This window comes from Klebsiella sp. MPUS7, assembly GCF_009905335.1.
Lineage (GTDB): Bacteria > Pseudomonadota > Gammaproteobacteria > Enterobacterales > Enterobacteriaceae > Klebsiella > Klebsiella grimontii.
On sequence record NZ_CP047604.1, the window covers coordinates 5,185,892 to 5,207,278 of the forward strand.

The 21,387-nt window shown below is 56.5% G+C and carries 17 protein-coding genes; 8 read left to right on the top strand and 9 right to left on the bottom strand.

Annotated elements, in window-relative coordinates; genetic code table 11:
* Positions 1-105: 105 nt before the first annotated feature.
* Positions 106-1,104 carry a class 1 fructose-bisphosphatase gene (fbp, locus tag GUC22_RS24215; RefSeq protein ID WP_004098053.1) on the top strand — a complete coding sequence of 333 codons (999 nt, stop codon included), beginning with the start codon at positions 106-108 and terminating at the stop codon, positions 1,102-1,104.
* A gap of 44 nt (positions 1,105-1,148) precedes the next feature.
* On the opposite strand, the gene yjfF is transcribed toward fbp, so the two are convergent.
* The 4 genes from yjfF to ytfQ all read right to left on the bottom strand — a co-directional run bounded on the left by yjfF (position 1,149) and on the right by ytfQ (position 5,797).
* Positions 1,149-2,135 (bottom strand): galactofuranose ABC transporter, permease protein YjfF, encoded by a 987-nt coding sequence (yjfF, locus tag GUC22_RS24220; RefSeq protein WP_004128182.1) that lies wholly within the window; start codon positions 2,133-2,135, stop codon positions 1,149-1,151.
* Positions 2,122-3,147 (bottom strand): galactofuranose ABC transporter, ATP-binding protein YtfT, encoded by a 1,026-nt coding sequence (gene ytfT / locus GUC22_RS24225; RefSeq protein ID WP_049087211.1) that lies wholly within the window; start codon positions 3,145-3,147, stop codon positions 2,122-2,124. The genes yjfF and ytfT overlap by 14 nt, the downstream gene beginning before the upstream one ends.
* Positions 3,148-3,157: 10 nt before the next feature.
* Positions 3,158-4,660: a galactofuranose ABC transporter, ATP-binding protein YtfR gene (gene ytfR / locus GUC22_RS24230; RefSeq protein WP_131930819.1), complete on the bottom strand. Its 1,503-nt coding sequence runs from the start codon at positions 4,658-4,660 to the stop codon at positions 3,158-3,160.
* A gap of 180 nt (positions 4,661-4,840) precedes the next feature.
* Positions 4,841-5,797 (bottom strand): galactofuranose ABC transporter, galactofuranose-binding protein YtfQ, encoded by a 957-nt coding sequence (ytfQ, locus tag GUC22_RS24235; RefSeq protein ID WP_004098043.1) that lies wholly within the window; start codon positions 5,795-5,797, stop codon positions 4,841-4,843.
* Between the two features lie 403 nt (positions 5,798-6,200).
* On the opposite strand from ytfQ, the gene ppa reads away from it, so the two are divergent.
* Positions 6,201-6,728, top strand: a complete 528-nt coding sequence (gene ppa / locus GUC22_RS24240; RefSeq protein ID WP_004098041.1) for an inorganic diphosphatase — start codon at positions 6,201-6,203, stop codon at positions 6,726-6,728.
* A 156-nt stretch (positions 6,729-6,884) separates the two neighbouring features.
* Here the strand turns inward: ppa and GUC22_RS24245 are convergent, their stop codons facing one another.
* Genes GUC22_RS24245 through tamA form a run of 3 tightly spaced genes read right to left on the bottom strand, consistent with a single transcriptional unit; the run spans position 6,885 to position 12,738 of the window.
* Positions 6,885-7,229 carry a gamma-glutamylcyclotransferase gene (locus GUC22_RS24245; protein WP_004871046.1) on the bottom strand — a complete coding sequence of 115 codons (345 nt, stop codon included), beginning with the start codon at positions 7,227-7,229 and terminating at the stop codon, positions 6,885-6,887.
* Positions 7,230-7,231: 2 nt separating this feature from the next.
* Positions 7,232-11,008 (bottom strand): autotransporter assembly complex protein TamB, encoded by a 3,777-nt coding sequence (gene tamB / locus GUC22_RS24250; RefSeq protein WP_131930818.1) that lies wholly within the window; start codon positions 11,006-11,008, stop codon positions 7,232-7,234.
* Positions 11,005-12,738, bottom strand: coding sequence for an autotransporter assembly complex protein TamA (gene tamA, locus GUC22_RS24255; RefSeq protein ID WP_024360275.1), 1,734 nt, complete (start codon positions 12,736-12,738; stop codon positions 11,005-11,007). The genes tamB and tamA overlap by 4 nt, the downstream gene beginning before the upstream one ends.
* 209 nt (positions 12,739-12,947) lie before the next feature.
* Between tamA and msrA the strand changes: the two genes are divergently transcribed.
* From msrA to araC, 5 genes are all read left to right on the top strand, one after another.
* Entirely contained in the window at positions 12,948-13,586 is a 639-nt protein-coding gene (msrA, locus tag GUC22_RS24260) for a peptide-methionine (S)-S-oxide reductase MsrA (RefSeq protein ID WP_004871050.1), read from the top strand.
* 185 nt (positions 13,587-13,771) lie between these two features.
* On the top strand, positions 13,772-15,115 hold the full coding sequence (locus GUC22_RS24265; RefSeq protein WP_004098030.1) for a hemolysin family protein: 1,344 nt from the start codon (positions 13,772-13,774) through the stop codon (positions 15,113-15,115).
* A gap of 196 nt (positions 15,116-15,311) precedes the next feature.
* The gene (locus tag GUC22_RS24270; protein ID WP_024360274.1) at positions 15,312-16,544 is read left to right on the top strand and encodes an oligosaccharide MFS transporter; all 1,233 of its coding nucleotides are present in this window, start codon (positions 15,312-15,314) and stop codon (positions 16,542-16,544) included.
* 18 nt (positions 16,545-16,562) lie between these two features.
* Positions 16,563-18,572, top strand: coding sequence for a beta-galactosidase (locus GUC22_RS24275; RefSeq protein ID WP_064411406.1), 2,010 nt, complete (start codon positions 16,563-16,565; stop codon positions 18,570-18,572).
* Between the two features lie 30 nt (positions 18,573-18,602).
* On the top strand, positions 18,603-19,475 hold the full coding sequence (gene araC, locus GUC22_RS24280; protein ID WP_024360272.1) for an arabinose operon transcriptional regulator AraC: 873 nt from the start codon (positions 18,603-18,605) through the stop codon (positions 19,473-19,475).
* Between the two features lie 67 nt (positions 19,476-19,542).
* Here araC and GUC22_RS24285 read toward each other — a convergent pair whose 3' ends face one another.
* Positions 19,543-19,749, bottom strand: coding sequence for a DUF1107 domain-containing protein (locus GUC22_RS24285; protein WP_004128166.1), 207 nt, complete (start codon positions 19,747-19,749; stop codon positions 19,543-19,545).
* A 322-nt stretch (positions 19,750-20,071) separates the two neighbouring features.
* Between GUC22_RS24285 and GUC22_RS24290 the strand changes: the two genes are divergently transcribed.
* Positions 20,072-20,629: a YtfJ family protein gene (locus GUC22_RS24290; RefSeq protein ID WP_004871061.1), complete on the top strand. Its 558-nt coding sequence runs from the start codon at positions 20,072-20,074 to the stop codon at positions 20,627-20,629.
* Here the strand turns inward: GUC22_RS24290 and cysQ are convergent.
* Entirely contained in the window at positions 20,619-21,362 is a 744-nt protein-coding gene (cysQ, locus tag GUC22_RS24295) for a 3'(2'),5'-bisphosphate nucleotidase CysQ (RefSeq protein WP_004871063.1), read from the bottom strand. The genes GUC22_RS24290 and cysQ overlap by 11 nt on opposite strands.
* Positions 21,363-21,387 lie beyond the last annotated feature (25 nt).

The window sequence follows — 21,387 nt, forward strand, 5'->3', positions numbered from 1 at the left end:
CGAATCCGTATTTTGCTGGCGCGATTCACCTGTGCGAACTTTTTTTATTCTTTGTTAAGATTGTTATGTTCGTTTTACTTCACATAAACATGCAGGGAACGGGTTATGAAAACGTTAGGTGAATTTATTGTCGAAAAGCAGCACGAGTTCTCTCACGCAACCGGCGAGCTTACTGCTTTGTTGTCGGCGATAAAGTTAGGCGCCAAGATCATCCACCGCGATATCAACAAGGCCGGTCTGGTCGATATCCTGGGTGCCAGCGGTGCTGAAAACGTTCAGGGCGAGGTGCAGCAAAAACTCGACCTGTTTGCCAATGAAAAGTTGAAAGCCGCACTGCGAGCACGCGATATTGTTGCCGGGATCGCCTCTGAAGAAGAAGATGAAATCGTCGTCTTTGAAGGATGTGAACACGCCAAATACGTGGTGCTGATGGACCCGCTGGATGGATCTTCTAACATCGACGTTAACGTCTCCGTTGGAACGATTTTCTCTATCTATCGCCGCGTCACGCCGGTGGGAACCCCCGTTACTGAAGAAGATTTCCTGCAACCGGGCAACCGACAGGTCGCCGCGGGCTATGTGGTTTACGGCTCCTCGACGATGCTGGTTTATACCACCGGCTGCGGCGTCCACGCCTTTACCTACGACCCGTCCCTTGGCGTCTTCTGCCTGTGCCAGGAGCGCATGCGCTTCCCGGAAAAGGGCAACACCTACTCGATTAACGAAGGTAACTACATCAAGTTCCCGATGGGTGTGAAGAAGTACATCAAGCATTGCCAGGAAGAAGATAAAGAGACCCAGCGCCCGTACACCTCGCGCTACATCGGCTCTCTGGTGGCGGATTTCCACCGCAACCTGCTAAAAGGCGGCATCTATCTCTACCCGAGCACCGCCAGCCACCCGGACGGTAAACTGCGCCTGCTGTACGAATGCAACCCGATGGCGTTCCTCGCGGAACAGGCGGGCGGTAAAGCCAGCGATGGTAAAGAGCGTATTCTGGATATCATTCCGGAAAGCCTGCACCAGCGCCGCTCTTTCTTCGTCGGCAACAACCATATGGTTGAAGACGTCGAGAACTTTATTAAAGAGTTCCCGGACGCGTAACGCGCCTCTTCCCCTCCCGCCGTACGGGAGGGGAAATTCTCCAATCAGTGTCCCACCCTTGTGACCGGCGAGCTCTGCCGATTCTCCCACAGCACCGTCAGGCCGCGCTGCAGCGCAATAAAGATAAACAGCAGAATACCGATGGCGATCTTGGTCCACCATGAACTGAGCGTACCATCGAAGTTGATATAGGTTTGAATCAGCCCCTGAATCCCTACGCCAAACAGCGTGCCGAGCACCGTCCCTACCCCACCGCTTAACAGCGTGCCGCCGATAACCACTGAAGCAATCGCGTCCAGCTCAACGCCGACGCCCGCCAGCGCATAGCCCGCCTGGGTATAGATGGAGAAGACGATCCCCGCCAGCGTCGCCAGTCCGGTGGAGAGCATATAGATACGGATCGTCGTGCTCCGCGTGGAGATCCCCATCAGGTTCGCCGACGTCGCGTTGCCGCCGATGGCGTAAACCTGATTGCCAAAGCGGGTGCGGTGGGCCATAAAAATTCCGCCGATCACCACCAGCAGCATCAGCAGCCCCATCGCGCTCAGACGCCCGCCCCCGGGGATGGTCCATGCCAGTCCGGAAAGGGCGTCATAGACCGGATGATTAATGGGAATCGACTCTTCCGAGACCAGGTAGCTGACGCCGCGCAGGAAAAACATCCCGGCGAGGGTGATGATAAACGCCGGGATCTTCAGCGCATCAATAAGCAGGCCCATAAACGCGCCAAAGGCGCAGCCCATCACCAGCACCAGCGGAAACGCCACCAGCGGCGAAATCCCCCAGAAACCGATCGCTTTAGCGAGAAAGACCCCGGTAAAGGCGATCACCGACCCGACCGACAGATCGATCCCGCCGGAGAGGATCACAAAGGTCATACCGACGGCGATGATCCCGAGAAAGGCATTGTCGGTCAGGATATTGCAGATCACCCGCGTCGAGGCAAAGCCGGGAAACTGGGTCAGGCAGTAAAGGTATCCCAGTACGAAGACCGCGAGGGTAATCATTAACGGTAAATTACGTTTTATCATGGCCGCGCATCCCCTTCAGTATGCTGATAAAGCGCGGCGACTGGACGATCAGTACGCACAGCACCACCACCGCTTTGACTACCTGATTAAGCTCCGGCGGGAAGCCTGACAGCAGGATCCCGGTATTCATGCCCTGGATAATCAGCGCCCCGATGACCGAGAGCAGCAGGTTAAAGCGCCCGCCCATCAGCGAGCCGCCGCCGATAACCACCGCCAGGATGGCGTCCAGCTCCAGCCACAGCCCGGCGTTATTGGCATCCGCGCCGCGAATATCCGCCGCAACGATAATCCCGGCGATTGCCGCGCAAACGCCGCTGAGTACGTAGGCCAACATCACGACGACGCGGGTATTTACCCCGGCGTTTTTCGCCGCGCGAATGTTAATCCCCACCGCTTCGATAAACATTCCCAGCGCGGTTTTGCGGGTAAACAGCCAGAACAGCGCCAGCGTGACGATGGCGATAATCACCGGCGTCGGGAACAGCAGCAGCGACCCGCTACCCAGCCACGCCAGATGCGGTGAGTCAAAGGTCACGATCTGCCCGGAGGTGATCAGCTGCGCCACTCCGCGCCCGGCGACCATCAGGATCAGCGTGGCGACGAACGGCTGGATCTTCAGCACCGCCACCAGGATCCCGTTCCACAGACCGGCCAGCGCGCCGGCCCCCAGCGATGCCAGCAGCACAATCGGCAGGCTGTGCCCTGCCACGGTCATCGACGCTGCCGTTGCGCCGGCAATCGCCATCACCGCCCCGACGGAGAGGTCAATCCCGCCGGTGGCGATAACCAGCGTCATGCCAATCGCCAGCAGCGCCACCGGGGCGGCGCGGTTTAAAATGTCTATCGGGCTGCCGAACAGCCGCCCGTCCTGGAGCACGACCTGATAAAAATGCGGCGCGACCAGGCTGTCAACCACCAGCACCAGCAGCAGCGCAATAATTTGCGGCATCCCTTTTGGCCAGTTAAAGCGCCGTTTCGGCTGGCCGCTTTTCGGAACAGATTGAGGCATCATCGGTTACTCCTTATGCCGCAATAGCGTTCATGATCGCCGGTACGGAGAGCTCGCTCAGCGCCAGCTCCGCCACCTGCTGGCGATCGCGCATGATAATCACCCGATCGGCGTAACCCACCAGCTCTTCCAGCTCTGAAGAGATGACCAGCAGCGCCAGGCCATCGGCGCACAGGGTTTCGATCAGGCGGATGATTTCGGCATGGGCGCCAACGTCAATACCGCGCGTCGGTTCATCGAGGATCAGGAACTGCGGCTTCGTCAGCAGCCAGCGGGAGAGCAGCACCTTCTGCTGATTACCGCCGGAGAGAAATTCGATCGGCTGTTCAGCGCTGGGGGTACGAATACCGAGTTGACGAATAAAACGTTCGGCAATCTCATTTTGTTCGCGGCGACTAATCGGTCGTAGCCAGCCGCGCTGCGCCTGTAGCGCGAGAACGATATTTTCCCGCACCGAGGCGGCGGCGATTATGCCGTCGGTTTTACGATCTTCCGGACAGAAGCCGATCCCGAGGCACGATGCCTGATGCGGCGAGCGCAGGGTTTGCGGCTTGCCTTTGATCCACGCTTTGCCGCTGTCGGCGGGTTTAATGCCGAAAATGACTTCCGCGGTTTCCGTGCGTCCTGAGCCTAACAGTCCTGCCAGACCGACGATTTCACCGGGACGGACCTGCAGATTAAACGGTGCAATAGTGCCTTTTTTGCCAAAATCTTCGAAGGCGGCCACCGGCTTATCGCTCAGCAGGGTGCGGCCCGCGCGCTGCAGGGCGTTATGCTCCAGCTCGCGGCCCAGCATCATTTTCACCAGTTCAATTTGCGGCAGCTCGCGGGTTTCCCGGCAGCCGACAAAACCGCCGTTACGCAGAACGGTGATGCGGTCGCTGACGGCGTAAACCTGGTCGAGGAAGTGGGTGACGAAAATCAGGCTGACGCCGCTATCGCGCAGCTGGCGCATTAGGGTGAAGAGCATTTCCACCTCCAGGGTATCCAGGCTGGCGGTCGGTTCATCAAGAATTAACACTTTTGCTGACAGGTCAATTGCCCGGCAGATCGCGACAATCTGCTGCATGGCGACCGAAAAGCGGTTCAGCGGTTCACGGACATCGAGAGAAAAACCGTAGGACGCCATCAGCGCGGTGGCGCGTTTTTCCATCTCTTTGCGCTGCAGGAGGCCAAAGCGCCGGGGCTCGCGGCCAATAAACAGATTATCCGCCACCGACATGTTAGGCAGCAGGTTCACTTCCTGATAGACGGTGCCGATCCCCAACTGCTGGGCGTGGGCGGTATTTTTTGGCGAGATTTCCCGGCCTTCCAGCCAGATTGCCCCGCGGTCGGCGTGGTAGACGCCGGTAAGCGCTTTAATCAGGGTGGATTTACCCGCGCCGTTTTCGCCTAACAGAGCCATGATTTCGCCCCGGCGCAGGCTGAAATTAACGTTATCCAGCGCCTTCACGCCGGGGAAAAATTTGCTTAGCCCTTCAGTACGAAGGATTTCCTGATGTTGTTCGCCGTTCATGCTCTCCCCTCACCTTAACCCTCTCCCCGGCAGGGAGAGGGAGCTCAGCCGCGCTTTAGCGACCGGGAAAATCCCGGAGGCGGCGCTGCGCGCCTGTCCGGGCTACTCAATCCGCAGACGGCGATGAACCTGTCGCCCGGAGCGCATAGCGCCACCGGGAGCGTGCCTGTTTTTCGCTACTTAGTAGCCCATATTTTTCTTCTTCTCTAACTCTTCTTTCGCCGTATCCGGCAGGTAAAGGGTCGATTTGGTGATGGTGACTTTTTCAGGCAGGGTGCCGTCTTTTTTGTATTTCTCCAGCGCATCGAACGCCGGGCCGGCCATATTCGGCGTCAGCTCAACGCTGGCGTTAGCCTCGCCGGCCATCATCGCTTTATAGATATCCGGCACCCCGTCGATAGAACCGGTGAGGATATCTTTGCCCGGCTTCAGCCCGGCCTCTTTAATCGCCTGAATGGCGCCAATCACCATGTCGTCGTTATGGGCGTAAACCATGCAGATGTTCTTGCCGTTGTTCTCCGCTTTGATAAAGCTCTCCATCACTTCTTTACCCTTACTGCGGGTAAAGTCGCCGGACTGGGAGCGGATAATCTTGATATTGGAGGCTTTAGAAATGGCTTCAGCGAAGCCTTTCTTGCGGTCAATCGCCACGCTGGCCCCCACGGTGCCCTGCAGTTCAACAACGTTACACGGCTTGCCGTCGACGGTTTTCACCAGCCACTCACCGATCAGTTGGCCTTCCAGCACATTGTTCGCGGTAACGGTGGTCATATAGAGATCTTTGTCTTTGACATCAATTGAGCGGTCGAGCAGGAATACCGGGATTTTGGCTTCTTTCGCTTCCTTCAGTACCGGCTCCCAGCCGGTCGCCACTACCGGAGCGATGAAGATGGCATCGACGCCCTGAGCGATGAAGGAGCGTACGGCTTTAATCTGGTTTTCCTGTTTTTGTTGGGCGTCGGCAATCTTCAGAGTGATGCCGCGCTTCGCGGCCTCTTCCTTCGCGACGTTGGTTTCGGCCGCACGCCAGCCGGATTCAGAACCGACCTGCGAAAAACCTACGGTAAGAGGGGCAGCCATGACCATAGACGACATAGCTGCGGAAACTGCTGTGACAAGAAGTAAGCGCTTCCACATAAGAGGATCCTCGTAGGGTTATTGTTGGTTAAAGCCTCACCTGCGAACAAACTATAGACAATCGGAGATGTAACTGAATGCGTTACATCACACTTCAAAAAAGTTAATTAGATGTTAATCGATACGCTTTTCAGCAGCGGAGAGCCGGTGAGGCTTCGCGACCCGTGCGAGCTTTGCCGTTTATGACGAAATTTGTCACGCTTTGAGATATCAAGCATATGCAATGAAAACGGTTACATAAATTTATTCAGTATGCGGCTATGTTTATGGATTTTCAGGCTGTATAGCGGGGAAAAATTCAGACTCCCCCCACCCGTTCTGGAGAAAAAGAAGCGAAGACATTCGATGCGAGTTGGCTATAATACCGGGCACTTGTTTGCCATACATTTTAAAGGAAACAGACATGAGCTTACTCAACGTACCTGCGGGCAAAGATCTGCCGGAAGACATCTACGTCGTGATCGAGATCCCGGCGAACGCAGATCCTATTAAATACGAAGTCGACAAAGAGAGCGGTGCACTGTTCGTTGACCGTTTCATGTCCACGGCGATGTTCTATCCGTGCAACTACGGCTACATCAACCACACTCTCTCCCTGGACGGCGACCCGGTTGACGTTCTGGTCCCGACGCCGTACCCGCTGGAGCCAGGTTCAGTCATCCGCTGCCGTCCGGTCGGCGTACTGAAAATGACCGACGAATCCGGTGAAGATGCGAAGCTGGTTGCGGTACCGCACACCAAGCTGAGCAAAGAGTACGATCACATCAAAGATGTGAACGACCTGCCGGAACTGCTGAAAGCGCAGATCACCCACTTCTTCGAGCACTATAAAGACCTCGAAGCGGGCAAATGGGTTAAGGTTGACGGCTGGGACAACGCCGAAGCGGCGAAAGCTGAAATCGTGGCTTCCTTCGAGCGCGCTAAGAAGTAATTCTGCCGCACTCAGGTTAGCAAAAACACCGCCTCCAGGCGGTGTTTTTATTTGGGATATTGAGCCATTTCCCGGTTAGCGACTAACGCGCCTTGGCGGGGCGACAAAAGTTACCCCCGCAAAAAACAACGCCACCCGAAGGTGGCGTTATCGTTATTAATACTGGTCTTTGTCCAACCAGTTGCCGCTTTCTATCCGCGTGAAGCCCTCAACGGGGCGCTGATAGACATACATCCAGGCGCTACCGTATGGCGTCTGGATCAGGTGACGAGCATACTCGCCGCCTTTGGTACGCAGCGCATCCAATTCAGCCAGCGTCGATGCGTCAATACGATAGACTTCACCATGTACCGTGCCATCGCCGGGCACCGCGCCTGGATAGTGGCCCAGGCTGTACAGTTGATAATCATTGACACTATGATCGCCCAGCCACTGAGCGTTGGTCATCCAGTGGCTGTTGCCTTGTTTGCGTCGTAAACTGCCGTAAACAAATATTCGCATTGCTAAAACTCAAACTGATAGAGCAAATCGAGAGCCTGGTCTACACCAGACACAGCTTCCATATATAGCTTAGGCATCAGGCGATAACGTAACGTCAACGTCGCCAGGGAATCAAAGATCCCTACCCCATATTTTACCTGCAGACCGGGCAGCACATAGCCGCTGACCACCACCTGGGAGGAGTCGCCCACTCCCTCGGTATCCAGCGCCAGATTGCTTACGCCAAACGTCTCGCCGATTTTACCCACAACCTGACCACTTTGTGCAACCCCCATACCAATAAGCATGGAGGTCATTGCCGCACTATCGCTCTGTCCGCTGCCTAAACCCTGCCCGCGGAGCAGGTAAGAGAGCGCTTCCTGCTGCGACATCGCCGGATCGGAGAAAATCTCCGCTTTCGGCTGATCGGCCGAGCCGGTCACGCGAACGCCGGCGATAACGTCGTCCTCGGTGGCGTCCGGGTTACGAATGGCTTCGATATTCAGCAGCGGCTGATCCGGCGGACCGGAGAACAGCAGCTCGCCTTTACGCACGATCAGATCCTGGCCGTAGGCATGGAAGCGGCCTTCCGGGATGTTGATCTGCCCGTTCAGTCCCAGCCCCTGTTTATCCTGCACCACTTTCAAATCGCCGGTCAGACGCGCTTTCAGACCGAAGGCATCGAGACGAACGTTGTTGCCTACGTGAATCGTCAGGTTGCTGTTGATAGGGATACCGGCGCTCTGCTGCTTAATCGGCTGCAGATTTTTATCCAGCATCACTTCGTCAGATGAGACCCCAACGGCGCTTTCCGGCACTTCGTTGACCACGATACGCGCCCAGGGCACATCAACGCTGCCATCCAGGTTAAACAGGCTTGGCGTGGCGGTAAACACCACGTCCGGCGAGACATCCAGGCGCACCATCGGCGGCACGGTTATCCGTACCCGGCTGCCCTTCGCCGCAATCTGCGCGCGCCAGTTGTCAATCTGCGTCCAGTCGGCGTTGCCGCTAAGCGCGATGTGGCCCTGGCTGGTATTCACCGTTCCCTGTAGGGTCGAGCGGGTACCGGTGAAATTCATCGCCAACTGGCTCGGCTGCATATCGAACGGCATAAAGTTACCGTCAATATCAACGCCATTCAGCTGCATCTGACCGAACAGCTGCGGACTCTGAAGGTTGCCGCCAAGCGTCAGGCGCGCATTCAGTCTCCCTTCCGCCTTTTCGCCGCGCGAGAAGATAGGGTTAATCATCGCCAGCGAGAAGTTGTTGATATTGACGTTGCCGCCCAGATTGCGTCGGCCCTGCGGATCGGTGACCTGCACCTGCCCGTCCAACTGACCATTGTTGGTCAGGCGAATCAGCCAGCCCAGTTGGGCGCGATTATTATGCAGATCGGCGGTGAGGTTGAGAGTATCGAAAGCCACCGGCAGCGGCGCGTCGTTGACCGTCTGAGTGACCTTCACGTTACGCCCGTTCAGCGTCACTTTGCCCTGCGGCAGCCCCTCTTTGGTGGTGTCCCAACTCACATCGGCATTGCCGCTAAACACGCCGCTGGCCTGGGTCGCTTCCGGCATAAACGGCTTCAGCATCGCGAGGTCGAAACGGTTGAGGTTCACCACCGCGCGCCCGCTTGCCCCGGCGTCGATGGTCTGCGGTACGCACAGCTCGGCGTTCGGGTTAGTCCAGCAGTGCGGCCCGATGCTGATTTTCTGTTCGAGGTTACGGTAATCCAGCGCGATATTGCGCGTCAGCGCCACCGGCCCCACCGGGGTCTGGAAACGGGTATTGCTCAGCGTGCCTCTCCAGCGCTCCGCTTTGCGGTCAAAGCTCCCCGCCAGCGACAGCTGCCCGGAGACCGGATCGCCCTGCACCCGCAGCTGCAGGTCGTGCTGCTTCTCGTTGCCCTTCGCATTGAGCTGCACCAGGCTGATATTAACGCCCGGCTGGCTGATACGGTCCACGCGCACGTCGAGGCTACCGCCAATCTGGTCGGTTGACTTCACATCGCCCTTCACGTTCACCTGGGCCACCGACAGCTCCTGCCAGCGCAGCGCCCGGGCGGTGATGTCCGCCAGCAGCTGCGGCGCGTCGACGGTGCCGCGAACTTTCACCAGCCCCTTCGCCGTCCCGCCCAGGCCCGGCAGGGCGTTGTCGAGATGCGGCGCGTCAATGGTGGCGTCAAGGTTAAGATCTTTGACCCCCAGCTCGCCTTTCACGTCAGCGCTGTTGGGGCCTAACGCCAGATGCAGACCGGGGATTTTCCACTGCATATAGCTGTTGCCCTGCAGCGACCCGCTCACATCGACTTTATTTTGCTTCACGTTACCGGTGATTTTCAGCTCCGGTACCGACATCTGCCAGCTGCCGCCGTACAGGCTGCCCTGGGTCTTAATCAGGCCGTTGAGCTTCGACGGCCAGTCCGGCACCTCTTTAGCGGTGTTGATACCGTTAAGCGTCAGTTCACCGCGCCAGCTGATCGCCTGCTGCCAGTCGAGCAGCGCCTTCAGTTCGGTTTTCCCTTCGAGAGCGGCGACGGTCAGCTTATCAAGATTGACCTGCTGCTCGTTGCCCTTGGCGTCAAGGTTAATCTTCGCCGGCGGCAGCGACTGCCCTTTGACCGCGGTGCTGAAGGCCAGGGTGTAGTCGGTCATCTTGCCGTTAAATTTCAGCAGGAGATCGTCAGCCTGATACGCTTTCTCGCCGGTGAACGGCCAGTAAAGCTGCTTGCTTTTAATCTCCATATCCAGCGGCAGCCCCGCCTCCGCCAGCTGCGTTTCGGCGCGCAGGGTCATCGTCACGGGACCGTTTAAATCCACGCCGAGCGTAAGCTTCTTACGGACTTCACCGCCCACTTTCAACTGCACTTTCTCGCCCTTCAGGGGATCAATATTCAGCGTACTGTTGAGGGTAATATCGACCGGCCAGTTATCCTGCAACTGGGCGTTGCCGGAAGCCGTGACTTTGCCCTGGTCGGAGTCCACGTCCAGCGCGTCCAGCTTCATCTGCCCATCAATGCTGCTGACTTTGAGCAGCAGATTATAGATGGTGATATCGGTATCGCCGGTGAGACGCAGCTGCTCGCCGCGGAAGGCCTGAATATTGAGATTCAACGGCAGATGGACGTCGGTCATTTCCGGCAGCACCGGCGTCGAGAACAGATCTTTCATCGTCTCGCCGAGCGGCTTTTCTTCCGGCTGCGGATTGTCAATTTTCGGCTCGACCACCTGCTCCTGGGCCACCTTCGCCACCTTCGGCAGCGCGATGAGCAACCCCTGCAGGGAGGTCGGCGTCAGGGTCAGGTTTTTCTCCTGCCAGTTCAGACCGCTGGTAAAGTCGCGCAGCGAGACGGCGGTATCGTCAATTTTTACGTTGACGTTATGCAGCGCCACCCGGCTCAGGGTGATGGGATAAGGCGTGGAGAGATTCAGCGGGCCGCTATCTTCTTCTTCAACCGGCGCCGCCGGCGGCATCTTGCTGGTATCGATCGCCACATAGATATCACGCAGAGAAAGATCGTTGACGCACAGGCTACTGTCCCACAGGCAGCGCAGCTTGAGGCCGAGGTGGAACTGGCCAGCGGTGACCGCCACGCCCGGCTGCTCAAAGCGCACGTTCTCCAGCGTCAAATCGCGCCAGCCGCCGGTCGCTTTGCCGATCTCCAGCCCCGGAACCCAGCGGTCGGCGGCTTTGATCACCAGATGCAGGCCAGTGGTGGTCCCCACCAGGAATCCTACCGTCCCCAGCAGCAGCACAAGAAAAATCAGTACGCCGAGGCTTATCTTCTTCCATAAACTCATAATTCAGGCCCCAGACCGATATAAAACTGTAAACCGTGCTCTTCTTTGTCGCCGATCGGTCTGGCGATATCCAGCTTGATTGGTCCGACCGGAGACTGCCAGCGCACGCCGAGGCCGGCGCCGGTTTTAAAGTTGCTCTCGCGGATATCGCTCACCGCTTCGCCGCTATCGACAAACACCGCGCCCCACCATTTGCCGCTCACGTTGTACTGATACTCCAGCGAGCCGGTGGCCAGTTTCGAGGCCCCCATCAGCTTGCCGTCATCATCTTTTGGCGAGATAGATTTGTATTTATACCCGCGAATGCTACGGTCGCCACCGGCGAAGAAACGCAGATCCGGCGGGACCTTGCTGAAGTTATCGGCCTCAATCCAGCCAAGATTGCCGCGCACCACGAAGCGGTGGCGGTCATACAGGGTGCGGATCCAGACGTCCTGCGCCTGCATCACGATAAAGTTGATGTCCGAGCCCCACATGGTGTTGGAGTAGTCCACCGAATAGCGCTGCGAATCGCCCCAGGTCGGCATCAGGCCGCCGCGCGAGCGGGTACGGTTCACCGACACGCCGGGGTAGATCAGCATGGTGGTGTTAGTGACGTTGGCCTGGGTAAAGTGGTCGAGGCTCCAGCGCAGGTTCAGCGCGCGCTGCCAGCCGCTCGACATCTCCCAAAAACGTGATACCCCGAGGGTCGTAGAGTCGGCTTTGGTATCGTTAAGATCGGTACGCTTAAAGCCGCCCTGCATCAGGTAGTACTGCTCCAGCGGGCTTTTTAACAACGGCACTTTATAGCTGAAATCAAGCTGCTGTTCCGGGGCGGAAAGGCTGAGGCTGGAGGTCAGGCTGTGGCCGTAGGAGTTCATCCACGGCTTTCTCCAGGTGCCTTTGACGCGCGGCCCGACGTCGGTTGAGTAGCCGACCCCGGTTTCAACGGTATTCTCTTTACGCGGAGAGACCACGCCCTGCAAAGGCAGAATTTTGGTCTGGCGGGATTTTTCAAACTGCGGCGCCACCACGACGGAGCTAAACCAGCCGGTTGCCGCCAGGCGGCGGTTCAGTTCGGCGAGATCCTGGGAGGTGTAGTAGTCGCCCTGCTTAAACGGCACCAGGTTTTGCAGATATTCGTCGCGAATTTGCGAGCCTTCAAAAGTGACCGGGCCAAAGCGGTAGCGCTCGCCGCTGTTGTAGTCGATATCCCAGAAGGCCTGATGCCGGTCGAGAGAGACGCCGAGCTGGCTTTTATTAAATTCGCTATCAAAATAGCCTTTACGTAGCGCAACGCGGGTCAGGGAGCTTTTGAAGCCATCATAGTCGCTGTGGTTCAGCACGGTGCCGATCGCCGGGCGCGTTTTTAACAAATCCAGATAGTCGCGATCGGTTCGGGCGCCGCCGCGTAAAATCACTTCGGTGCCGCCAATACGCACCGGCTCGCCGGGCGTGACTTTGGCGATCAGGACCTGGCGGCCCCTCGCCGGCGGCGGACGTAAATCAAAATCGATCGTCGGTTCGTAGTAGCCGAGCGCTTTCAGGCCTTCGCGGATAGCATCATCAACGCGCGCGCGAAAGCGCCGGTCCGGCGTGACTTCATCGCTCTGGATCGTAGATAGTTGGGCGCGGACGTTTTTTTCCAGTTCCCCGGATAACCCCTCAACCTGCAAACGCACGCTCGCTGCGCTGGCGACCCCGCTGACCAGCAAAAGGCTGGTGATACATAACTGGCGGATTTGTAGCACGTTTTCTCCTGAATATCCTTGTTTCCCCCCGAAGGAAACGAAAGCGCCGCTCCACGGCTTAACAAAACCCTAACAATCAAGGGTTGAAAAATAGACGTTATCCCAAATAATTCTTATGTTTAAATCTAGACGTATTAAGCGCGTTTATTGTGTTAAAAGACGCGCTTGGTTACAACCTTAACCACATTTTCTGTTTTGAGAGGCCCACCGTGAGTCTATTTGATAAAACGCATCTTGTCGCCCAAGCGGACGCGCTGCCGGGACGCAACACGCCGATGCCGGTGGCTACGCTCCACGCCGTCAATGGTCACTCGATGACCAACGTTCCCGCAGGAATGGAAATCGCTCTGTTCGCCATGGGCTGCTTCTGGGGCGTCGAACGCCTGTTCTGGCAGCTGCCCGGCGTCTACAGTACCGCCGCCGGCTACACTGGCGGCTATACGCCCAACCCGACCTACCGCGAAGTGTGCAGCGGCGAGACCGGCCACGCCGAAGCGGTGCGCGTGGTCTACGATCCGCAGGTTATCAGCTATGAGCAGCTGCTCCAGGTCTTCTGGGAAAACCACGACCCGGCGCAGGGTATGCAGCAGGGTAACGATCGCGGTACCCAGTATCGTTCCGCGATTTATCCGCTGACGCCGGAGCAGAGCGAGGCGGCACAGGCCAGCCTGGCGCGTTTCCAGGCGGCAATGAATGAAGCGAACGACACCCGGACGATCACCACCGAGATAGCGACGGCGAAGCCGTTCTATTATGCCGAAGACGATCACCAGCAGTATCTGCATAAAAACCCGTACGGATACTGCGGTATCGGCGGAATCGGCGTTTGTTTACCGCCGCAGGCCTGATGCCGCCGCGTGGTTCCCGCAGGCCGCCGGATTGAATAATTTACGCTCTGGCGGCTTTACAGTACCTTACGCTATACTACGCCGTGCTATCGCCGGTCCAGAGCCTTCGGACCGGCTTTTTGTGAATTCCACTTAGCGTTATCCACTTCCCTTCCGAGGATCTGATCTCAACGGTCAGATAAGATATGTTAAACAGTATTTTAGTCATACTCTGTCTGATAGCCGTCAGTGCGTTCTTTTCGATATCGGAAATCTCGCTGGCCGCATCACGTAAAATCAAACTCAAGCTGCTGGCCGATGATGGCAACATCAACGCTCAACGCGTGCTGAAGATGCAGGAAAACCCCGGTATGTTCTTTACCGTGGTGCAAATCGGTCTCAACGCGGTGGCGATTCTCGGCGGTATCGTCGGCGATGCTGCGTTTTCACCGGCTTTCTACGGCCTGCTGAGCCGCTATCTGTCGCCGGAGCTCTCCGAGCAGCTGAGCTTTATTATTTCTTTTACCCTGGTCACCAGCCTGTTCATTCTGTTTGCTGACCTGACTCCGAAACGCATCGGTATGATTGCGCCTGAAGCCGTCGCTTTACGCATCATCAACCCGATGCGCTTCTGCTTGTTTATCTTCCGCCCGCTGGTGTGGTTGTTTAACGGCATGGCCAACAACATCTTCCGCCTGTTCAAAATTCCGATGGTGCGTAAAGACGACATTACCTCCGATGATATTTACGCCGTCGTGGAAGCCGGCGCGCTGGCCGGGGTGCTGCGTAAGCAGGAGCATGAGCTGATTGAAAACGTGTTCGAGCTAGAATCGCGCACCGTGCCTTCATCCATGACCTCGCGTGAAAACGTCATCTGGTTCGATCTTCATGAGGATGAGCAGAGCCTGAAAAATAAGGTCGCGGAGCATCCGCACTCCAAATTCCTGGTGTGTAACGAAGATATCGACCACATCATCGGCTACGTTGACTCTAAAGATCTGCTGAACCGCGTGCTGGCGAACCAGAGCCTGGTGCTGACCGGCGGCGTGCAGATTCGCAATACGCTGATTGTCCCGGATACCCTGACGCTCTCTGAAGCGCTGGAAAGCTTTAAAACCGCCGGTGAAGACTTCGCCGTGATCATGAACGAGTATGCGCTGGTGGTCGGGATTATCACCCTGAACGACGTGATGACCACCCTGATGGGCGACCTCGTCGGCCAGGGGCTGGAAGAGCAGATCGTCGCGCGCGATGAAAACTCCTGGCTCATCGACGGCGGGACGCCGATTGATGACGTGATGCGGGTGCTGGATATCGATGATTTCCCGCAGTCCGGCAATTACGAGACCATTGGCGGCTTTATGATGTTTATGCTGCGTAAAATTCCCAAGCGGACCGACGCGGTGAAATTTTCCGGCTATAAGTTCGAAGTGGTGGATATCGATAACTACCGCATCGATCAGCTGCTGGTGACCCGTATCGACAATAAGCCGACGGTGCTGGTGCCCAAGCTACCGGACGCGGCGAATAGCGATAAAGAGTCGGCGTAACGCGTTTGACGAACCGATAAGGCGGATGAAAATCCGCCTTTTTTATTGCCCGAATGTGAGGCGGCTCACGCCCCTCGGGCGATAGCAGATTTTTACTGCTCCATAGCGAAACGTTCATGACTCCCCGCTTCGCAAAAAGGTAACTTTGCTCGCGACTACACGATCATATTCCTGAATAAAGGAAGCGAGGGTTATCATGATAGAATCAAATAAAAACTACTATATAAGCTGTCTGTTCTTCCTGTTCTTCTTTATTGGCTGGGGATGCTGCTATCCTTATTTATCATTGTGGTTAACGGAAACCATCGGTATTAATTACACCGATGTCGGTCTGGTTTATTCCTTTACTGCGGTTATTGCCGTTTGCGTTCAACCATTATTCGGGTTCATCTCCGACAGGCTCGTCTATCGTAAAAACCTGATGTGGATGCTGGCCATCATTATTACCCTTTTCGCCCCTTACTGGATCTACGTCTTTGCGCCATTATTAAAAGTTAACGTTTTTCTCGGGGCGCTGGCCGGCGGTATTTATATTGGCATGGCCTACGGCGCAGGCTGCGGTATTTGCGAAGCTTACATTGATAAAGTCAGCCGCGCTTCCGGCTTTGAGTTTGGTCGCGCCAGAATGTTTGGCGGCATTGGCGCGGCTATTGGCACCTTCGCGGCAGGCAAGCTCTACGGCATCGACCAGAACATGATTTTCTGGCTGGCCAGCTGCGCCGGCGTATGCCTGCTGGTCATTGTCTGGAAAATGCAGATCAGCGCGCATAAACAAGGCGCGATGCAGAGTCGTAAAGCCTCTCCGGTTACCCTGAGCGACGCCGCCTCGCTGCTGAAAATGAAGAAATTCTGGTTCTTCGCGATCTACACGATCGGCGTCGGCGCGGTATATGAAACCTACGACCAGCAGTTCGCCATCTATTACAGCCACTTCTTTGAGAGCAAAGCGCGCGGCGCGGAAGTATTCGGCTATTTAACCACCGGTCAGATTTTCCTTGATGCGGTAGTGATGTTCTTCGCCCCATGGTTCGTGAATAAAATCGGCCCGAAAAATGCGCTGCTGTACTGCGGAATGATTATGAGTCTGCGCATTATCGGCTCGGCCTGGGCTATGGGTCCTGTGTCCATTAGCCTGATTAAACTGCTGCACGGTTTTGAAAGTTCAGTATTACTCGTCGCCGCGCTGAAATATATTACCGCCAACTTCAACCCGCTGCTATCAGCCACGGTTTATTTAATCGGCTTCCAGTTTTCGAAAAGCTTTAGCTCTATTTTCCTTTCTACCGGCATCGGTCATATGTACCAGAGCATGGGCTTTACCAGCAGCTATATCGTGCTCGGCGGTATCGCCCTGTGCTTTACGCTGATTTCATTTATTACGCTGGATAAAGCGCGCGCTTTTGCCCCGCAGCCGGCGCCCGCGCATTAATTTAAGGAGGTAACCTGTATGTCTGATTTATTTTATGGCGTGGCCTATTACGATGAATATATGCCGGAAGATCGGCTGGCGAAAGATATCGCCTTAATGCAGGAAACGGGCATTAACGTGGTGCGCATTGCCGAATCGACCTGGAGTACGCTCGAGCCCCGGGAGGGCGAATATAACTTCTATCATATCGACCGGGTGCTGGATGCCATGCATGAGGCGGGGATCGCGGTGATTATCGGCACGCCGACTTACGCCGTCCCGGCCTGGCTGGCGGCTAAACATCCGGACATACTGGTCACCACCGTCGATGGCCAGCAAAAATATGGCCCGCGCCAGATTATGGATATCGTCAACCCGACCTTTCGCCGCTATGCCGAAAAGATTATTCGTACGCTAATGGCGCACGTGCAGCGACATCCGGCAATTATTGGCTGGCAGCTGGATAATGAAACCAAGCATTACGATAATATCGGCCGCTATATGCAAGAGGGGTTTGTGCGCAGCCTGCGAGAAAAATACCCCGATCTCGACCGGTTGAATAACGATTTTGGTCTGGACTACTGGAGCAACCGTATTGATAGCTGGCAGGATTTTCCGCCGGTCGAGAATACCATTAACGCCAGCCTCGCCTGCGCGTTCTCTCGCTACCAGCGCCAGCAGGTGACGGAGTATCTCGCCTGGCAGGCGGAGATCGTGCGCGAATATGCCCAGCCGCATCAGTTCGTCACCCACAACTTCGATTTTGAATGGCGCGGCTACTCCTACGGCGTGCAGCCGCGAGTCGACCATTTTGCGGCGGCGCAGGCGCTGGATATTGCCGGTGTCGATATCTATCACCCGAGCCAGAAGCACCTGACCGGGCGGGAAATCGCGTTTGGCGGCGCCATTACGCGCTCGCTCAAGCAGGGCAACAACTACTTCGTGCTGGAAACCCAGGCGCAAGGCTTTGCCCAGTGGACCCCTTATCCTGGCCAGCTGCGCCTGCAGGCCTTTAGCCACGTGGCCTCGGGAGCGGCGATGGTCTCCTACTGGCACTGGCATTCGATTCATAATGCGTTCGAAACTTACTGGAAAGGGCTGTTAAGCCATGACTTTTTGCGCAACGCGACCTGGCAGGAGGCCACCACTATCGGGGCTGACTTCGCCCGCCTGTCGCCGCAGCTGGCGGAGCTGAAGGCGGAAAACGACGTCGCGCTGCTGATCAGCAATGAGGCGATGGACGCCCTCAACCAGTTCCGCCCCGGCGACGCGCAGGGCAATATTTATAACGATATTTTCCGCCGCTTCCACGATGCGCTGTACGACCACAATATCAGCCTCGATATTATCCACGACGTTAACGAGGAAACCGCGCGCTATCGCGTGCTGATCGTACCCGGACTCTACGCCGCGGATGATGGCCTGCTTACGCGCATTAACCGCTATATTGAACAGGGCGGCAGAGCGCTGATCGGCTTTAAATCGGGCTTTAGCGATGAAAACGTGAAGGTGCGCAGCGGCGCGCAGCCGGGAGTTTTGCGCGAAAGCTGCGGCGTGAGCTACAGCCAGTTCACCCTGCCGGAAGAGACGACGGTAAGCGCGTGCAGCGCGGACATTGATTGCAGTAAAGATAACCAGGCCGAGCTGTGGATGGAGCTGCTGACGCCGGACGCCGGTACCCGTACGCTACTGCGCTATCAGCATCCGGCATGGAGCGATTATGCCGCCGCCACCGAGGCGGATTACGGCCAGGGCCGGGCGATTTACGTTGGCTTCCTGCCGCAAAAAACGCTGATTAGCCAGCTGTTCGACCGGCTGACGGCGGGTCTGGATCTGCGTTCACGTACCTCGGCCTACCGCTATCCGCTGGTGGTCAAAAAGATGCGCAACCGCGACGGCAATAGCATCCACTTCCTGTTTAACTACTCCGGCGATCCGCTGGCGTTTATCAGCGAGACATCGGGTAACGCGCTGCTGAGCGGGGAAAAAGTTCACTGCGGCCAGCCGTTGCGTCTCAGGGCATGGGAATTTAGTATCATCGAAAGTTAAGCGAGCGGCGGCACTCGGGCGGGGGAAACGATGGAACTGGATATCAATGAGCTACTGAACTTCTCGCCATTGATGAAGACCTTTACCTTCAACGCCTGGGTCGTCGCCGGCTTTACTCCCATCACCCGTGGCTCAAAGCTGGACTACTACATTAACCGCCCGCAGGGAATGAAAGGTTACATCATCAATCTGACCCTGCGCGGCCAGGCGCGCGCGAAAGCGGGCGACGGCTCTCTTCTGTTTCGTGAAAACGACCTGCTGCTCTTTCCCCCCGGCGTTCCCCACCATTATGGACGGGACGAACACAGCGACTACTGGGATCACTTATGGATCTACTTTATCCCTCGCCCCTACTGGATAGACTGGCTAAAGTGGGATCAAACAGCGCACGGTATCGGCAAAACCACGGTCAACGATCCTGAGCAGCTGCAAAGCCTGCGCGATCTGTTCTATGAGGTCATCCGCCATCACTCCGCTTCCGCCCCGCTGTCGGAGGCGCTGGCGATGAACGCGCTGGAGCGCCTGATCCTGAGCTGCTTTCAGCGACAGCCGATCAGCAACCGCCACGCCCACGATCCGCGGATTAACGCCGTATGCGACTATCTTAACGAACATATTGCCCAAGAGATTAAGATTGAGAACCTGGCGGCGATGGTTTTTATCTCCCCCTCCCGGCTGGCGCATCTGTTCAAAAATGAACTGGGGCAAACGGTTTACGCCTGGCGCGAGGCGCAGCGCATTAACCGCGCAAAGTGGCTGATCCAAACCACGTCGCTGCCGCTTAACAAAATCGCCCTGTCGGTAGGTTATGGAGACCCGGTCTATTTCACGCGCATTTTCCGCAAGCATAACGGCATTCCGCCGGGCGAGTACCGCAAACGCTATGCGGAAATGAAGGGGTAGGTCCAGAAACATCAACGGCTCCCGTTGGGAGCCGCCTTTTTACCGTGTAGCCATACCACTTTTCAGATTATGCCATCTCTGTCTGCAGACGGATAACCTGACGATTGACTTCGGACATCACCGACAAATGCAGCTTGTCCTTCACCTTCGGGATAAGGATTTTGCCCTTATCAAACTCAAAAGCGCCAACGTCCTTGATATACAAACGTCCACGGAACAGGATCTTCACGTACTTCGCTACTTGTAGCGGATTGTAGCGTTGGAAAATTTTCATTGTTGTCTCCTGCCAGGGTTACGCTCCTGTGGTGCCACAGTTAGCCCACGTACCGGAAGCGCAAATTTTAGTGCCCTGAAACTATAGTCCAGAATCTGAGTGATACCCAGTATGTATAAGTTTATTTACCTTATGATGACAATAATTCAGAGTTTTCGTTTCAGGCATCCGATGAAGGTAGTATAAGTCGCCGATTTTGGACGAATTTGTGCGTTAACACGCAAACTGGCACCATCATTGCGGGTAATGCGCATAAATCGCACTTATGATTAAAGAAGACCAAGTGGTCGGATCACCTGCAAAGATAATAAAAGGAAACACCATGACCCTACGTAGATTACTGGCCGTTTCATGTCTCCTGTTCCCGCTGATCGCCTCGGCGCACAACTTTGTCGACGGTCAGCGCGTTGCGCCGGTCGGCGTCGCGGATCGAGGGGAGCTGGTGCTGAATAACGATAAGTTTAGCTATAAAAGCTGGAATAGCGCGCAGCTGGCGGGGAAAGTGCGCGTCGTGCAGCATATTGCCGGGCGCTCGTCGGCAAAAGAAAAAAATGCCACTCTGATTGAAGCCATTAAGAGCGCGAAGCTCCCGCACGATCGCTATCAAACCACCACCATCGTTAATACCGATGACGCTATCCCGGGTTCAGGCGTGTTTGTCCGCAGCAGTATTGAGAGCAACAAGCAGCTCTACCCCTGGTCGCAGTTTATCGTCGACAGCAACGGTGTGGTCCGCAAAGCATGGCAGCTCAATGAAGAGAGTTCGGCCATCGTGGTGCTGGATAAAGACGGCCGCGTACAGTGGGCTAAAGACGGCGCGCTCAGCCAGGAGGAAGTGCAGCAGGTAGTGGCCCTGCTGCACAAGCTGCTTAATAAATAGAGACCCGGAAGCCGGGGTTGAGGAACGATTCACGCGGCGTGTAATCCAGGGTACGCCCCTGCCAGTCGTGAACGTGCGCCCCGGCGGCACTGGCGACCGCATGACCGGCCGCGGTGTCCCAGGTGGAGGTCGGCCCGAAGCGCGGATAAAGCTGGGCCTGCCCTTCGGCGACCAGACAAAACTTCAGCGACGAACCGATTGAGGTCGTCTGGTGTTCGCCAAGCTGCTCCAGATACTCCTGCAGCTCCGGGTCATTACCGTGGGAGCGGCTAATCACCACCAGCGGCGGACGCGCATCGCGGACCTGAATCTGCTTGCGAACGCCGCACTCCTCTTTCCATGCTTTGCCCTTTTCCGCGCTGTACATCACCTTCATCACCGGCGCGTAGACCACGCCAAGGATCGGTTTCCCGTTTTCAATCAAAGCGATATTGACGGTAAACTCGCCGTTGCGCTTGATAAACTCTTTGGTGCCGTCCAGCGGGTCCACCAGCCAGTAGCGCTGCCAGTGCTGGCGCACCTCCCAGGCCGGCGGGTCCTCTTCCGACAGAACCGGAATATCGGGCGTCAGCGCCAGCAGGCCGCTGATAATCACCTTGTGCGCCGCAATATCCGCGGCCGTGACCGGAGAATCGTCCTTCTTGCTGGCGATGTCCATCGGCTGTTTTCCATCGTAAACTTCCATAATGGCATCGCCCGCGTTCCGTGCAAGCTGACATACTTGTTCTAACATTCTCCACCTCGTCTGGTTACAGTGG

Excerpts from the sequence above, each read along its gene's own strand:
- ytfT (WP_049087211.1), bottom strand. The coding sequence starts at position 3,147 with ATGATGCCTCAATCTGTTCCGAAAAGCGGCCAGCCGAAACGGCGCTTT.
- yjfF (WP_004128182.1), bottom strand. The coding sequence starts at position 2,135 with ATGATAAAACGTAATTTACCGTTAATGATTACCCTCGCGGTCTTCGTA.
- ppa (WP_004098041.1), top strand. The coding sequence starts at position 6,201 with ATGAGCTTACTCAACGTACCTGCGGGCAAAGATCTGCCGGAAGACATC.
- GUC22_RS24290 (WP_004871061.1), top strand. The coding sequence starts at position 20,072 with ATGACCCTACGTAGATTACTGGCCGTTTCATGTCTCCTGTTCCCGCTG.
- fbp (WP_004098053.1), top strand. The coding sequence starts at position 106 with ATGAAAACGTTAGGTGAATTTATTGTCGAAAAGCAGCACGAGTTCTCT.
- GUC22_RS24270 (WP_024360274.1), top strand. The coding sequence starts at position 15,312 with ATGATAGAATCAAATAAAAACTACTATATAAGCTGTCTGTTCTTCCTG.
- GUC22_RS24265 (WP_004098030.1), top strand. The coding sequence starts at position 13,772 with ATGTTAAACAGTATTTTAGTCATACTCTGTCTGATAGCCGTCAGTGCG.
- ytfR (WP_131930819.1), bottom strand. The coding sequence starts at position 4,660 with ATGAACGGCGAACAACATCAGGAAATCCTTCGTACTGAAGGGCTAAGC.
- cysQ (WP_004871063.1), bottom strand. The coding sequence starts at position 21,362 with ATGTTAGAACAAGTATGTCAGCTTGCACGGAACGCGGGCGATGCCATT.
- ytfQ (WP_004098043.1), bottom strand. The coding sequence starts at position 5,797 with ATGTGGAAGCGCTTACTTCTTGTCACAGCAGTTTCCGCAGCTATGTCG.
- GUC22_RS24275 (WP_064411406.1), top strand. The coding sequence starts at position 16,563 with ATGTCTGATTTATTTTATGGCGTGGCCTATTACGATGAATATATGCCG.
- GUC22_RS24245 (WP_004871046.1), bottom strand. The coding sequence starts at position 7,229 with ATGCGAATATTTGTTTACGGCAGTTTACGACGCAAACAAGGCAACAGC.
- GUC22_RS24285 (WP_004128166.1), bottom strand. The coding sequence starts at position 19,749 with ATGAAAATTTTCCAACGCTACAATCCGCTACAAGTAGCGAAGTACGTG.
- tamB (WP_131930818.1), bottom strand. The coding sequence starts at position 11,008 with ATGAGTTTATGGAAGAAGATAAGCCTCGGCGTACTGATTTTTCTTGTG.
- araC (WP_024360272.1), top strand. The coding sequence starts at position 18,603 with ATGGAACTGGATATCAATGAGCTACTGAACTTCTCGCCATTGATGAAG.